This is a genomic window from Streptomyces sp. G5(2025), from assembly GCF_049542075.1.
Classification (GTDB): Bacteria; Actinomycetota; Actinomycetes; order Streptomycetales; family Streptomycetaceae; genus Streptomyces.
This window is the reverse complement of the sequence record NZ_JBMUZT010000002.1, coordinates 2040787-2055729: the sequence shown is the minus strand read 5'-3', so window position 1 is coordinate 2055729 and position 14943 is coordinate 2040787. Positions and strand designations below refer to the sequence as shown.

The window sequence follows — 14943 nt, the reverse complement described above, 5'->3', positions numbered from 1 at the left end:
CTATGACCACTGCCAAAGAAACCCGCGGCGACGTCCGTCTCACCGGGATCAGCAAGACGTACGGCTCCTTCACCGCCGTGCACCCGCTCGACCTCACCGTGCCGCAGGGCTCCTTCTTCGCGCTGCTCGGCGCCTCCGGCTGCGGGAAGACCACCACGCTGCGCATGATCGCGGGCCTGGAGGAACCCAGCTCAGGCACCGTCCACCTCGGCGACCAGGACGTCACGTCCCTGCCGCCGTACAAGCGGCCCGTGAACACCGTCTTCCAGTCGTACGCGCTCTTCCCGCACCTGGACATCTTCGAGAACGTCGCCTTCGGCCTGCGCCGGCGCGGCATCAAGTCCGTGAAGGGCCAGGTCGGCGAAATGCTCGACCTCGTCCAGCTCGGCGAGCAGGCGCGCAAGAAGCCGCACCAGCTCTCCGGCGGCCAGCAGCAGCGCGTCGCCGTGGCCCGCGCGTTGATCAACCACCCCAAGGTGCTCCTCCTCGACGAGCCGCTCGGCGCCCTCGACCTCAAGCTGCGCCGCCAGATGCAGCTGGAGCTCAAGCGCATCCAGACCGAGGTCGGCATCACCTTCGTACACGTCACGCACGACCAGGAGGAGGCCATGACGATGGCCGACACCGTGGCCGTGATGAACGGCGGCCGCGTCGAACAGCTCGGCGCACCCGCCGACCTCTACGAGAACCCGCGCACCACGTTCGTCGCCAACTTCCTCGGCACCTCCAACTTCATCGAGGCCGAGGTCCAAGGGGGCGCCGCGAAGAGCGGCGACGACCTCGTCGTCAAGGCCGGCGACTGCAAGCTGACGCTGCCCACCGCCCGCTGTACCGGCCCCACCACGGCCGGCGCCAAGGTCCTGGTCGGGGTACGCCCCGAGAAGATCTCCCTCGCGCACGCCGACGACGCGGGGCGGATTCCCGAGGGGCGCAACCGCATCACGGGCCGGATAGCCGACAGCAGCTTCATCGGCGTCTCCACGCAGTACGTCGTGCACAGCCCGGTCTGCCCCTCCTTCGAGGTGTACGCGCAGAACATCGAGCGCGACGGCCGCCTCACCCCGGGCGCCGAGGTCGTCCTGCACTGGAACCCCGCGCACACCTTCGCCCTCGACGCCGCCCAGGACATCGAGGCGGGCGCCTCCAAGGTCGAGGAGGACGCCTCCGCATGACGACGACTCTCACCGAAGCGCCACCCACAAAAGGGCCCGAGGGTCCCGCGCCCCGCGAGCCCCGCAAACGCGGCCGCCTCGTCCCCTACTGGCTGCTGCTCCCCGGCCTGCTCTGGCTCGTCGTCTTCTTCGCGCTGCCGCTGGTCTACCAGGCCTCGACATCCGTCCAGACGGGTTCCCTCGAAGAAGGCTTCAAGGTCACCTGGCACTTCGCCACGTACTGGGACGCGCTCACCGACTACTGGCCGCAGTTCCTGCGCTCGGTGCTCTACGCCGGCGCCGCCACGATCCTGTGCCTGCTGCTCGGCTACCCGCTCGCGTACCTCATCGCGTTCCGCGCGGGCCGCTGGCGGGGCATCATCCTCGTCCTGGTCATCGCGCCGTTCTTCACCAGCTTCCTCATCCGTACGCTGGCGTGGAAGACGATCCTCGCGGACGGCGGCCCCGTCGTGGGCGCCCTGAACTCCCTGCACGTCCTGGACGTCACCAGCTGGCTCGGCGTCACGGCGGGCGACCGGGTCCTCGCGACACCGCTCGCGGTGATCTGCGGACTCACGTACAACTTCCTGCCGTTCATGATCCTGCCGCTCTACACCTCGCTGGAGCGCATCGACGGGCGGCTCCACGAGGCCGCCGGCGACCTGTACGCCAAGCCGTCGACCACCTTCCGCAAGGTGACGTTCCCGCTCTCCATGCCGGGCGTCGTCTCCGGCACGCTGCTGACCTTCATCCCGGCGGCGGGCGACTACGTCAACGCGGACCTGCTCGGCTCGACCGACACCCGCATGGTCGGCAACGTCATCCAGACGCAGTTCCTGCGCGTCCTGGACTATCCGACGGCGGCGGCCCTCTCCTTCATCCTCATGGCCGCCATCCTCTTCATGGTGACCTTCTACATCCGCAAGTCGGGGACGGAGGACTTGGTCTGATGGCCTTTGTACGCTGGCTGCGGCGCAATCTCGTCGTCATCGCGGGCCTGCTGACGCTCGCCTATCTGCTCCTGCCGAACGTCGTCGTGACGGTCTTCTCCTTCAACAAGCCGAAGGGGCGCTTCAATTACTCCTGGCAGGAGTTCTCGACGGACGCCTGGCAGGACCCGTGCGGCGTCGCCGACATGTGCGGGTCGCTCTCACTGAGCCTCCAGATCGCCACCTGGGCGACGATCGGCGCGACCGTACTCGGCACGATGATCGCCTTCGCGCTGGTGCGCTACCGCTTCCGGGCGCGCGGCGCGATCAACTCGCTGATCTTCCTGCCGATGGCGATGCCCGAGGTCGTCATGGCCGCCTCGCTGCTCACGCTCTTCCTCAACATGGGCGCGCAGCTGGGCTTCTGGACGGTCCTCATCGCCCACATCATGTTCTGCCTCAGCTTCGTGGTGACCGCCGTCAAGGCGCGCGTCATGTCAATGGACCCCCGCCTGGAACAGGCCGCGCAGGACCTCTACGCCGGTCCCGTGCAGACCTTCCTGAGGGTCACGCTGCCGATCGCCGCACCGGGCATCGCGGCGGGCGCGCTGCTCGCCTTCGCGCTCTCCTTCGACGATTTCATCATCACGAATTTCAACGCGGGCTCGACCGTGACATTCCCCATGTTCGTCTGGGGATCGGCACAGCGGGGCACGCCCGTTCAGATCAATGTGATCGGTACGGCGATGTTCCTCGTGGCCGTGATCCTGGTGCTCGCCGGAATGCTCGTCGGCAAACGCCGCAACAAGCAAGCGAAATAGCGCTTCAGGCAGCCAGTCCCGCAGCGCCTCTACTGTTCTCTGAAGGAGTGGAAATCATGGCCCCAAGCGCCATGACCCGTTGGACCAAGTCCCTCTCCGAGGCCCAGCCGGTCCCGTACTGGCTGGACGACCCGGGCAGGCCCGCCCCCGAGCCCGCCCTCACCGGCGACGACCGGTGCGACCTGCTCGTCGTCGGCGGCGGCTACAGCGGCCTGTGGACCGCGCTCCTGGCCAAGGAGCGCGACCCGCACCGCGAGGTGGTCCTCGTCGAGGGCCGCGAGGCGGGCTGGGCCGCTTCCGGCCGCAACGGCGGCTTCTGCGCCGCCTCCCTGACGCACGGCATCGCCAACGGCCTGTCCCGCTGGCCCGGCGAGATCGAGAAGCTGGAGGAGCTCGGCGCCCGCAACCTCGACGAGATCGAGGCGGCCGTCAAGCGCTACTCCATCGACTGCGACTTCGAGCGCACCGGCGAGATCGACGTCGCCACCGAGCCGCACCAAGTGGCCGAACTGCGCGAGATGTACGAGGAGATGGCGGCCCACGGCCTCGCCGGGAACTCCGAACTCCTCGACGCGGACGCCGTGCGCGAGCAGGTCGACTCGCCCACCTTCCTCGGCGGCCTCTGGGACCGCGACGGCGTCGCCATGCTGCACCCGGCGAAGCTGGCGTGGGGCCTGAAGCGGGCCTGCCTGGAGAAGGGCGTACGCATCTACGAACACACGCCCGCCCTGGAGCTGGCCTCCGCCGGCGCCGGGATGGCCGTCCGCACGCCGTACGGCCGGGTCTTCGCCGGCCAGGTGGCGCTCGCCACGAACATTTTCCCGTCGCTGGTCAAGCGCGTCCGCGCGTACACCGTGCCGGTCTACGACTACGCGCTGATGACCGAGCCGCTGAGCGACGACCAGCTCGCCGCGATCGGCTGGCGCAACCGGCAGGGGCTCGGCGACAGCGCGAACCAGTTCCACTACTTCCGGCTCTCCGCCGACAACCGCATCCTGTGGGGCGGTTACGACGCGATCTACCCGTTCGGCGGGAAGGTCCGCGCCGAGTACGACCACCGCCCCGAGACGTACGCGAAGCTCGCCGGGCACTTCTTCACCTGCTTCCCGCAGCTGGAGGGGGTCCGCTTCACGCACGCGTGGGGCGGCGCGATCGACACCTGCTCGCGCTTCTCGGCGTTCTTCGGCACGGCGCACAAGGGCCGCGTCGCCTACGCGGCCGGATACACCGGGCTCGGTGTCGGGGCCACGCGGTTCGGGGCCGACGTGATGCTGGACCTGCTCTCCGGGGAGCGCACGGAGCGAACGGGCCTGGAGATGGTCCGCACGAAGCCGCTGCCGTTCCCGCCGGAGCCGTTCGCCTGGACGGGCGTCGCGCTGACCAAGTGGTCGCTCGCCCGGTCCGACGCCAACGGCGGCAAGCGGAACCTCTGGCTGAAGACGATGGACAAGCTGGGCCTCGGCTTCGACAGCTGAACAGCTGAACAGCTGAACAGCTGAACAGCGGAACAGTTGAACCGGCGTACGCCCCCGCCGCCCGAAGTGCCGCCGCACCACCGCCAGGTGGCCGATCACGCGTAATGCCCGGCCCCCGGATCCCTCTCACCTGTGACACGCGCGGTCGTTACACGGGGAAAAGGAGGTCCAGCCAATGACAGGCACGGGTGGCTCGGGTGATACGGGCGGCATGGGCGGCACGGGTGGCATGAATGGCACGGGTGGCGCGGGCGGCCCCAGGGCGCAGTCGGCGGTCGAGTGGCTCGTGTCGGTGGCGCCGGACCCGGACGCCTGCCGCTGGGAGTGGGAGCGCAATCCGTTCGGGGTCGCGCTCCTGCCGGCGGGCCGCCGCTGGGACGTGCTGATCCTCCCCGGTGAGCTGGGCTGCCCCACGCTCGACGTGCTGTCCCGCTGCGTCGACCGCCCCGGCCCGGTGCTCGCCGACTTCGGGGACGCGCGCACGGGCTTCTTCGTGCCCGCGGGCACGGCCGCCCGCTGGCTGGGCACGGGCGTACGCGGCGCGGGCCGCGGCACCTGGATCGTCGTGCCCTACCCCGGGCGGGTGAACGGCGGCGTCCGCTGGCTGATCCCGCCGGACGGCCACGGCACGCTGACCGACCCGGCGCTGCTCGAACTGGCCATGCACGAGGCGGCCGCGGGGCTGGCGCGGGAGGGGGAGGAGGGGCTGGAGCGCCAGGTGCGCGGGGAGTGACGCCGGAGCCGTGTGCGCGTACGCCACGCCCGGAGGAGGCCGAGGGCCGCTACTCCCGGCCCCGCTCCCTCCCGTACCACCCGTACCGCCCGACCACCGCCGCCATGGCCATCAGCAGCATCCCGCACAGCAGCCAGGAAGCCACCACGTCCAGCGGCCAGTGGTATCCGCGCCGCACGAGACCGAAGCCGACGGCCACGTTCACCACGACGCAGCCGATGAGCAGTACACGTCGGCCGTACGCGCGCCGCAGCAGCGGCAGCACCAGCAGCGCGGCCGCTCCATAGGCGACGGCGGCCGTCGCCGCGTGCCCCGAGGGATAGAAGCCGTCGTGCCCGGCCATGCCCGGCGGCCCCGGCCGGTCCACGGCCGCCTTGAGCGGCACGACGAGCGCGGGCACCGCGGCCATGGTGACGGCGGCGGCCAGCGGCGCCGGCCACCAGTTGGACACCCCGGCCCGGCGGCTGTGCCAAACGGTGTACGCGAGGACGACCCCGAGGACCGGCACGGCGACGCAGAGGTTGCCGAGGTCGGCGAGGAACTCCGCGGCGCGCTCCGGGAAAGGGCTGCCCACGGTCGCCCGCCCGGCCCGCTCGTCGGCGCGCCGCAGCGGGCCGACGGCGACGATCTGCCAGGTGAGGAGCGCGAACAGCAGCGCGCACAGGGCGCAGCACAGGGAGAGCGGGCGGAAAAGAGGCGGCCGCCTCGGAACAGGGGGGGTGGTTCCGAGGCGGCCGAAAGGACCGGGTCGCCGCGCGCCCCGGGGGGTTTGGGGCGGGCGGCCATCCGATCGGTGAGGAGTTCCGGAGCCGGAAGCTCCAGGTGCGTGCGCGAAGGCACGACCAAGACGGGGCTGGGGAGGCTCCGCCCTGGTGTCGCCCACAGTCCCCTGTGGGCGGGGTGTCTCTCTCATCTGCGGAAACCGTACGGCAAGGCGGTGGCGGGCCGACAGGCACATCGGCAACCTGTCATGGGGCCCGCACACCTTCTTCACATGCCCCCACGGTCACCGCACGAGGCCCAGTGGACTCAGACGCCCGCGAAGGCGCCCTCGATGATGTCCAGGCCCTCGTTCAGCAGGTCGTCGCCGATGACCAGCGGCGGCAGGAAGCGCAGGACGTTGCCGTACGTGCCGCAAGTCAGGACCAGCAGGCCCTCCGCGTGGCAGGCCTTGGCCAGGGCCGCGGTGGCCTCCGGGTTCGGCTCCTTGGTCGTACGGTCCTTGACCAGCTCGATGGCGATCATCGCGCCGCGGCCACGGATGTCGCCGATGATGTCGAACTTCTCGGCCATGGCGCCCAGGCGGGCCTTCATGGTGGCCTCGATGCTCTTCGCCTTGGCGTTGAGGTCGAGCTCCTTCATGGTCTCGATGGCGCCGAGCGCACCGGCGCAGGCCACCGGGTTGCCGCCGTAGGTGCCGCCGAGGCCGCCCGCGTGCGGGGCGTCCATGATCTCCGCGCGGCCCGTGACGGCGGCGAGCGGCAGGCCGCCCGCGATGCCCTTGGCCGTGGTGATCAGGTCCGGGACGATGCCCTCGTCCTCACAGGCGAACCACTGGCCGGTGCGGCAGAAGCCGGACTGGATCTCGTCCGCCACGAAGACGATGCCGTTGTCGTTGGCGAACTTCACGATCTCGGGCAGGAAGCCCTTGGCGGGCTCGATGAAGCCGCCCTCGCCGAGCACCGGCTCGATGATGATCGCGGCGACGTTCTCCGCGCCGACCTGCTTGGTGATCTGGTCGATGGCCTGCTTGGCGGCCTCGGGACCGGCGTTCTCGGCGCCGGTCGGCCAGCGGTAGCCGTACGCGACCGGGACGCGGTAGACCTCGGGGGCGAACGGGCCGAAGCCGTGCTTGTACGGCATGTTCTTGGCGGTCAGCGCCATCGTGAGGTTCGTACGGCCGTGGTAGCCGTGGTCGAAGACGACGACGGCCTGACGCTTGGTGTACGCGCGGGCGATCTTGACGGCGTTCTCGACGGCCTCGGCACCGGAGTTGAACAGCGCCGACTTCTTCTCGTGGTCGCCCGGCGTCAGCTCGGCGAGCGCCTCGGCGACGGCCACGTAACCCTCGTACGGCGTGACCATGAAACAGGTGTGCGTGAAGTCCTGGAGCTGGGCGGAGGCCCGGCGCACCACGGCCTCGGCGGAGGCGCCGACGGACGTCACGGCGATGCCGGAGCCGAAGTCGATCAGCCGGTTGCCGTCGACGTCCTCGATGATGCCGCCGCCCGCGCGGGCGGTGAAGACGGGCAGCACGGAGCCCACGCCACCGGCCACCACGGCGGTGCGGCGGGCCTGAAGCTCCTGCGACTTCGGACCGGGGATGGCGGTGACGAGGCGACGCTCCTGCGGAAGTGCGCTCATGGGGGACTCCTGGGGGTGGGGTCTTGGGTGGATCGGTGACCGCGGGACGCCGGCGGCCACGAGGAGCGTCCGGGACGCCGTCTTCCGGGCGTATCTCTGCTTTCTTCGCAGGTTAGGGGCGAGGCGGGGACGCGGGCATGCTCCACGGGGGAGTTGTTCGGCGCGGCGGTTGTCCGTGATGGACATAGCAGGGCCCCGCGGCCGGACAGGAGCCGCCATCAGCACATCGGGACCGCCATCGGTCAGGAATCGACAAGCGCGGGCCGGGAGCGCTGCCTAGCCTGATCGTCATGGACCTCACCATTCACACCACGGCCCTCCCGCACGACGACCCGGACGCCTCCCTGGCCTTCTACCGCGACACCCTCGGCATGGAAGTCCGCGGCGATGTGGGGGAGGGGGCGATGCGCTGGATCACCGTCGGCCCCGTCGGGCAGCCCGGCACGTCCATCCTCCTGGCGCCGCCCGCCGCCGACCCCGGCATCACCGAGGACGAGCGGCGCACCATCGCCGAGATGATGGCCAAGGGCACCTACGGCTGGATCCTGCTGGCCACCCGGGACCTCGACGGCACCTTCGAGAAGGTCCGGGCGGACGGCGCCGAGGTCGCCCAGGAGCCGATCGAGCAGCCGTACGGCATCCGCGACTGCGCCTTCCGCGACCCCGCGGGCAACCTCATCCGCGTTCAGGAACTCCGCTGAGCCGCACCCACAGGTACCTGGGCGCGTACCCGGTGAACTCCCCTTGCCATGGCACTAGATTGGCCCGCGAACCAGGAGAGCGGCAGGCCAGGGGGCAAGGATCATGGATTCCGACGGTACGCAGGACGTGCACGGCACGCATGTGACGCCCGTGCCGCGCAGGCCGGACAGCCCCCCGGCCCCGGGCGTCGGCCTGCCGCCCAGCCCGTCCGCGGCCCCGCCGGTGCCCCGCCGCCCCCCCGAGGCCGCCTCGGACGTCGCCGGCTGGCTGGACGCGCCGCGCCCGGCGGCCGCCCCCGGGGTCTGGCGGTTCCGGTACGTTCCACCGCCCCCGGAGGGCCAGGACGGGCGCCGGATGGACCGCGCGCTGCTGGCCGGGCTGACGATCACGCTGGTGCTCGGGCTGTTCCTCTGGTTCCTGTGGCGGCAGTGGGACCTCCCCTATCAGACGGCGTTGGTCAGGCTGGTCGTGCCGAACGGCTGGTTCTATGAGCCGGGCACCCTCCGGCCGAGGGTGTGGCAGGGCGGGGAAGCCCTCCAGGTGGTGGCCGGCGCGTTCTTCGGAGTGCTGGTGTACGGCCTCGGCCGCCTCGGTAACTGGGCCGAGGCGCTGCGGCACGTGATCGCCCGGCAGAGGCAGCCGGTGCGCGCGCTGCGGGCCGCGCTCGGTGCGCTGATCGTGCTGGCGTTCGTATGGCCGGAGGCCTTCCCGCTCGTCTCCTGGGACGCGCTGCCCGTCGTCACCCCCCTGATGTCCCTGCTCGTGCTCTGCACCGGCGGCTACGAAATCTTCGAGAGCGGGTTCGTCACGTACGGCCTGTACACGCTGATCACCGTGGCGGCCGTGTGGCCGTTCGCGCGGCTCGGCGACTGGTGGGGCCTCCTGCGGACGTACCTCGCCCGGCGGCGGCACGACCCGCGACTGCCCCCGCCCCCGCCCACGCCCGCCCCGACGGGCCGGGCCCAGTGGCCCGAGCTGCGGGGGCGGGCCGGCACGAGGCGGCCGACGTGCTCAGCGCCGAGGTGCTCGGCGGCCGCATGAACGACGTGGACTGCGTCCGGGTGCGGCGCGAGTGGACCGCGGCGCAGCAGAGCCCCGGCCGGCTCGCCTCGTTCACCGAGACGGTGCTGCGCCAGGGCGGGGCGGCCTGGACGCACCCTTCCGGCGCCAGGGACCTCCCCTCCCGCCTCGCCCTCCACGACCTGCTCGTGGGCCAGGTCAGGATCGGGCGGTGCGCCGCCGAGGCCCGCAACCCCTGGGAGCGCCGCGGCGTGGGCCTCGCCCTGGACCCCGCCGTGCTCGGCACCTCGCTTCTCGCGGTGGGCCCCTCCGGAACCGGCAAGACCGAACGGCTCATCCGGCCGGTGGTCGAGTCCCTCTCCCTCCAGGCGCTCACCGGGAGCTGCGCGGTGGTCGCGGTGTGCGCGGCCGGTACCCCCCTCGGCGCGGACGACGCGTACGACGTCGTCGTCAAGCTCGGCGACCCCGCCTCGCCGCACGACCTCGACCTGTACGCGAGCACCACGGACCCCGACGAGGCGGCGTCCTTCCTGGCCGAGGGGCTCGTCGGTGACCTCCCGACGATGGACAGCCGCCGCGCGGCCACTACGCTGGCCCAGGTGCTCGGCCCCTACTGGGCCGCGCACGGACGTTTCCCCTCGGTCCCCGTCCTGCGGGAGCTGCTCGAAGGGGTACCGGCGGCCGTGGCGGACCTGCGCCAGGCACTCCACTCGCAGGAGCACGCCGTGATGCGCCGCGAACTCGACGCGCGCGTCCGCCAGCAGGGCAGCGCCACCGACCCCGGCCCGGCCCTCGCCGACCGGCTCGCCCTCCTCGACCGTCCCGCGTTCGCCGACTTCTTCGGCGCGGGCAGCGACAGCGCCTTCTCCCTGCGTGCCGTGGTGCACCACCCGATGCGCGTCCGCGTCGAGCTGCCCGAGCGCGGCCACGCGGAGGCGGCACGGCTGATCACCCGCCTCCTCCTCGCCCAGTTCAACGCCGTGGCGCACACCCGCGGCGACCGCGAGCACTTCATCTGCCTGGTGCTCGACGACGCCACCCGCACCCTCACCCACGAGACGGTCACCGGCATGCAGCGCCTGCGGTCGGTGAGAGCGGGAGTGGTGCTCGCCCTGCGGACCGTGAGCGACGTACCCGAACCGCTGCAAGGACCGCTGTACGCCACCGTCGGCTGCCGTATGGCGTTCTCCGGCATCTCGACGTGGGACGGCAGACGCTTCGCGGAGGCGTGGGGCAAGGCGTGGATCGAGACCCGCGAGGTCGCCGAGCACGCGGTCTTCGCGGACCAGCCGCTGACCCGCGCCCTGCACGCCCTGCGCAAGCTCGCCACCGGCAAGGCGGTGACCAGGGACGCCGTCACCGTCCGCCAGGTCGAGCGCGAGCGCTGGTCGGCGTCGGAACTGGCGCACGGCGTGCCGCCGGGGCACGCGGTGCTGTCGCTCACCGACGTACGAGGGGAGTACGCGCCGCCGCTGCTGGTGGATCTGCGCGGCTGACGGCGCCCCGTCCCCGGGCCTGGTTCCGGGATGCGACCGGTCTTGTCCACACCGTACGGTGAGGCAGAATCGACACAGGTCGTTCATACGGACCGGCCAAAAGATCCACTCCCGGCACCCGGGTCACCGGGTCTCGGGCCTCGGGCTCCAGGCCCCAGGCCGCAGGGTCTCTTGTGACCCCGAGACTCCGGCCCGGGGACCGACCGCCGGGAAACCCGCCCGCCTCTCCTGCCGCAGACCTGAAGGTCCCATGCCGCCCACGCTCGCCTCGCTCGTCCACCACTCCGCGCTCAAGCTGACCGTGCGTGCGGGCGAGGAGCGCCTGGACACCCCCGTGCGCTGGGCGCACGCCAGTGAACTCGCCGACCCCGTGCCCTACATGGAGGGCGGCGAACTGCTCCTGATCACCGCGCTCAAACTGGACGCGGAGGACCCGCAGGCCATGCGGCGCTACGTGAAACGGCTCGCGGGCGCCGGCGTCGTGGGCCTCGGCTTCGCCGTCGGCGTCCACTACCCCGACATCCCCAAAGCCCTCCTGGACGCCGCCACCGAGGCGGAGTTCCCGCTCATCGAGGTGCCGCGGCGCACACCGTTCCTCGCCATCAGCAAGGCCGTCTCCGCCGCCATCGCGGAGGAGCAGTACCGCGCGGTGACCGCCGGGTTCTCCGCCCAGCGCGAGCTGACCAGACAGGCGCTGAGCGACGGGCCCGAAGGCCTGCTGCTCGCGCTCGCCGGACAGGTCGACGGCTGGGCCGCGCTGTACGACGCGTCCGGCGCCGTCGTCGCCACCGCACCGGAGTGGGCCACCCGCCGGGCCGCCCGGCTCACCGCCGACGTCGAACGCCTGAGGGAGCGGCCCGCGCCCGCCAGCTCGGTCGTCGCGGGCGCCGAGGACCGCGTGGAGCTGCACTCCCTCGGCACCGGCCGCAGGCCGCGCGCCGCGCTCGCGGTCGGCACGGCGTCCACCCTCGGCACCGCCGAGCGGTACGCGGTGCACTCCGCGATCGCGCTCCTGACGCTCACCACCGAGCGGTCGCGTTCGCTGCACGCCGCCGAACAGCGGATCGGCGCCGCCGTGCTGCGGATGCTGCTCGCCGGGGAGCCCGACCACGCGCGGACCGTCGCCGGGGACCTCTACGGCAGCCTCCTGGACGCCCCCTTCCGGCTCGTCGTCGCCGAGGTGGCCTCCGCGTCGGCGGCCCGGGTGCGGGCGGGCGCGGCGGCGGGCACCGAGGAGAGCGGCGACAAGGCCGGCGCTCCGGCACAGGCCGCGACCCCGGCTCCGGCCGCGGTGCTCGCCGTGGTGGCCGACGCCTCGGGCGGCGGCGATCCGCTCAGCGGCCTCGTGGACGTCGTCGAGGCCGCCGCGGCGCGCTCCGGCGAGGCGCTGCTCGTGGTCCCGTACGGGGAGCGGCTGGTGCTGCTCGTCGTGGACGGCGGCGCCGGGGTACGGGCCTGCGCGCAGTACGCCGCGGCCCTGGAGGCCGGTCGGGGCACCGCGGGGCGCGAGGCCACGGCGTCCGGCGAGGAGGCGGAGCTGGTGATGGGCCTGTCCGCACCGGCCGGGCCGATCGCCGCGGCCACCGCGTACAAGCAGGCCGAGCAGGCGCTGTCCGTCGCGCGGCGCCGCGGCCGGGCCCTGGTCGAGCACGAGGAACTGGCCGCCGGGTCCGTGCTCCCGCTGCTCGCGGACGACGCGGTGCGGGCCTTCGCGGACGGGCTGCTGCGGGCGCTGCACGAGCACGACGCGACCGGCCGCGGCGACCTCGTCGCCTCACTGCGCGCCTGGCTCTCCCGACACGGCCAGTGGGACGCGGCGGCAGCGGACCTCGGCGTCCACCGGCACACACTGCGGTACCGCATGCGCCGGGTGGAGGAGATCCTCGGCCGCTCCCTGGACGACCCGGACGTCCGCATGGAGCTGTGGCTGTCCCTGAAGGCGACATCAACGGGAACGGACTGAGGCCGCGCCCCTTCGGGGCAGGACGCCCGCCCTGAAGGGACGCGGGGAACGGCGCGTTCAGCCACGACGCTCCCGCACGGGCCGCGCAGCGTCCCTGAGGGTGAGGCCCAGGTCGCCCCGCGCGGGTTGGTCCTGCGTGCTGGGGCGCCCCCTGAAGGGGGCGCGGGGAACGGCGCGCTCAGCCACGACGCTCCCGCACAGGCCGCGCAGCGTCCCCGGGGTGAGGCCCAGGCTGCCCCGCGCGGGTTGGTCCTGCGTGCTGGGGCGCCCCTGAAGGGGGCGCGGGGAACGGCGCGCTAAGCCAAGACGCTCCCGCACGGGCCGCGCAGCGTCCCTGGGGTGAGGCCCAGGTCGCCCCGCGCGGGTTGGTCCTGCGTGCTGGGGCGCCCCTGAAGGGGGCGCGGGGAACGGCGCGCTAAGCCAAGACGCTCCCGCACAGGCCGCGCAGCGTCCCCGGGCGCGGCCCAGGCCACCCCGCACAGGCCCCCCACCCCGCACAGGCCGCCGCCCGCACAGGCCCCCCACCCCGCACAGGCCGCCGCCCGCACAGGCCCCCACCCCGCACAAGCCGCCCCGCACAGGCCCCGCCCCGCACAAGCCCGCCCCGCACGAAAACCCCGCCCCGTACAAAGCGGCGCGAGCCCCTCGCCCAGTACTCCGCGCCGGACAAACGTCAAGAACTCCACCTCCCCCTACCGTGAGGGACGTACCACGAACCCCCCAGACACACCTCCGCGGAAGGGCCGGGAATTCACATGACTTCCATCCACGCCTTCTGGCTCGCCGGTCGCCAGACCACCGGCGAGACCACGTTCGACGTCACCTCGCCCTGGGACGGGCGGCTCGTCGCCAAGGCGGCCGTCCCGACCGACGCCCAGGTCGAGGAGGCCGTCGCCGCCGCGTACGCCGTGCGCGACGAGTTCGCCGCGACCCCGGCCCACGCCCGCGCCGCCGCCCTCGACCACGTGAGCCGCAGGCTCGTCGAGCGCACGGAGGAGATCGCGCAGCTCATCTCCGCCGAGAACGGCAAGCCGATCAAGTGGGCCCGCGGCGAGGTCGGCCGCGCGGTATCCGTCTTCCGGTTCGCCGCGGAGGAGGCCCGCCGCTTCAACGGCGGCGAGGCCCAGCGCCTGGACACCGACGCCGGCGGCCAGGGCCGCCTCGCCCTGACCCGCCGCTTCCCCAAGGGCGTCGTCCTCGGCATCGCGCCGTTCAACTTCCCGCTGAACCTCTGCGCGCACAAGGTCGCCCCGGCCATCGCGGTCGGCGCGCCGATCATCCTGAAGCCCGCTCCGGCGACCCCGCTGTCCGGCCTGATCCTGGGCGAGCTGCTCGCCGAGACGGACCTGCCCGCTGGCTCCTGGTCGGTCCTGCCGGTCGCCAACGACAAGATGCCCGCCCTCGTCCAGGACGAGCGGATGCCGGTCATCTCCTTCACCGGCTCCGACAAGGTCGGCTACGCGATCATGGACTCGGTGCCGCGCAAGCACTGCACCCTGGAGCTGGGCGGCAACGGCGCGGCCGTCATCCTCGACGACTTCTCCTCCGACGAGGACCTGGACTGGGCCGCCTCGCGCATCGCGACCTTCTCGAACTACCAGGGCGGCCAGTCCTGCATCTCCGTGCAGCGGGTCATCGCCGACGCGTCCGTGTACGACCGGCTGGTGCCGCGCGTCGTCAAGGCCGTCGAGGCCCAGGTCACCGGCGACCCCTCCGACCCGAAGACCGACGTCGGCCCGCTGGTCAACGAGGACGCCGCCAAGCGTGTGGAGTCCTGGGTCGACGAGGCCGTCAAGGCGGGCGCGCAGCTGCTCACCGGCGGCAAGCGCGACGGCGCCACCTACGCGCCGACCGTCCTCGCCGACGTACCGGCCGACGTGACCATCGCCTGCGAGGAGGTCTTCGGACCGGTCCTCACCGTCAAGAAGGTGGACGGCGAGGCCGAGGCGTTCGCCGCCGTCAACGACTCCAAGTACGGCCTCCAGGCGGGCGTCTTCACGCACGACCTGCAGACCGCCTTCCGCGCGCACCGCGCCCTGGAGGTCGGCGGCGTGGTCATCGGCGACGCCCCGTCCTACCGCGCCGACCAGATGCCGTACGGCGGCGTCAAGCAGTCCGGCGTCGGCCGCGAGGGCGTCCGCTACGCGATGGAGGACTACACCTACGAGCGGGTCATGGTGCTGACGGGCCTCGCCCTGTAAGACGCCACGAAGACGCCGCGTCACCGAGGACAACGGCCGGAGCCCACTGTGCGGGGGCTCCGGCCGTTCTCGTGCGTACGCCGGACGC

Annotated in this window: 10 protein-coding genes and 1 pseudogene; 9 read left to right on the top strand and 2 right to left on the bottom strand. The window is 72.5% G+C overall.

Going from position 1 to position 14943, the window contains the following annotated elements; all coding sequences use genetic code 11:
- The first annotated feature begins 2 nt into the window (after positions 1-2).
- From ACOBQB_RS09165 to ACOBQB_RS09145, 5 genes are all read left to right on the top strand, one after another.
- On the top strand, positions 3-1172 hold the full coding sequence (locus tag ACOBQB_RS09165) for an ABC transporter ATP-binding protein (protein WP_423590243.1): 1170 nt from the start codon (positions 3-5) through the stop codon (positions 1170-1172).
- Positions 1169-2101, top strand: a complete 933-nt coding sequence (locus ACOBQB_RS09160; RefSeq protein ID WP_423590241.1) for an ABC transporter permease — start codon at positions 1169-1171, stop codon at positions 2099-2101. Before ACOBQB_RS09165 ends, ACOBQB_RS09160 begins: the two co-directional genes overlap by 4 nt.
- Positions 2101-2901, top strand: a complete 801-nt coding sequence (locus ACOBQB_RS09155) for an ABC transporter permease (protein WP_423590239.1) — start codon at positions 2101-2103, stop codon at positions 2899-2901. Before ACOBQB_RS09160 ends, ACOBQB_RS09155 begins: the two co-directional genes overlap by 1 nt.
- A gap of 56 nt (positions 2902-2957) precedes the next feature.
- Entirely contained in the window at positions 2958-4376 is a 1419-nt protein-coding gene (locus ACOBQB_RS09150; protein WP_423590237.1) for an NAD(P)/FAD-dependent oxidoreductase, read from the top strand.
- A 229-nt stretch (positions 4377-4605) separates the two neighbouring features.
- Positions 4606-5109 (top strand): hypothetical protein, encoded by a 504-nt coding sequence (locus tag ACOBQB_RS09145; RefSeq protein ID WP_423590504.1) that lies wholly within the window; start codon positions 4606-4608, stop codon positions 5107-5109.
- A 49-nt stretch (positions 5110-5158) separates the two neighbouring features.
- Here the strand turns inward: ACOBQB_RS09145 and ACOBQB_RS09140 are convergent, their stop codons facing one another.
- Together ACOBQB_RS09140 and gabT are read right to left on the bottom strand one after the other, a co-directional pair.
- A complete protein-coding gene (locus tag ACOBQB_RS09140; RefSeq protein WP_423590235.1) occupies positions 5159-5683 on the bottom strand; it encodes a phosphatase PAP2 family protein in 525 nt (174 codons plus the stop codon).
- A 455-nt stretch (positions 5684-6138) separates the two neighbouring features.
- Entirely contained in the window at positions 6139-7473 is a 1335-nt protein-coding gene (gene gabT, locus ACOBQB_RS09135) for a 4-aminobutyrate--2-oxoglutarate transaminase (RefSeq protein ID WP_423590233.1), read from the bottom strand.
- 290 nt (positions 7474-7763) lie between these two features.
- Here gabT and ACOBQB_RS09130 point away from each other — a divergent pair, with 290 nt between their 5' ends.
- The 4 genes and pseudogenes from ACOBQB_RS09130 (at position 7764) to ACOBQB_RS09115 (ending at position 14855) form a co-directional block, all read left to right on the top strand.
- A complete protein-coding gene (locus ACOBQB_RS09130; RefSeq protein ID WP_423590231.1) occupies positions 7764-8174 on the top strand; it encodes a VOC family protein in 411 nt (136 codons plus the stop codon).
- Between the two features lie 103 nt (positions 8175-8277).
- A pseudogene (locus tag ACOBQB_RS09125) lies at positions 8278-10691 on the top strand (ATP/GTP-binding protein).
- A 250-nt stretch (positions 10692-10941) separates the two neighbouring features.
- Positions 10942-12654 carry a PucR family transcriptional regulator gene (locus tag ACOBQB_RS09120; protein ID WP_423590230.1) on the top strand — a complete coding sequence of 571 codons (1713 nt, stop codon included), beginning with the start codon at positions 10942-10944 and terminating at the stop codon, positions 12652-12654.
- Between the two features lie 755 nt (positions 12655-13409).
- Complete coding sequence (locus tag ACOBQB_RS09115; protein ID WP_423590229.1) at positions 13410-14855, top strand: aldehyde dehydrogenase family protein; 1446 nt, start codon at positions 13410-13412, stop codon at positions 14853-14855.
- Positions 14856-14943 lie beyond the last annotated feature (88 nt).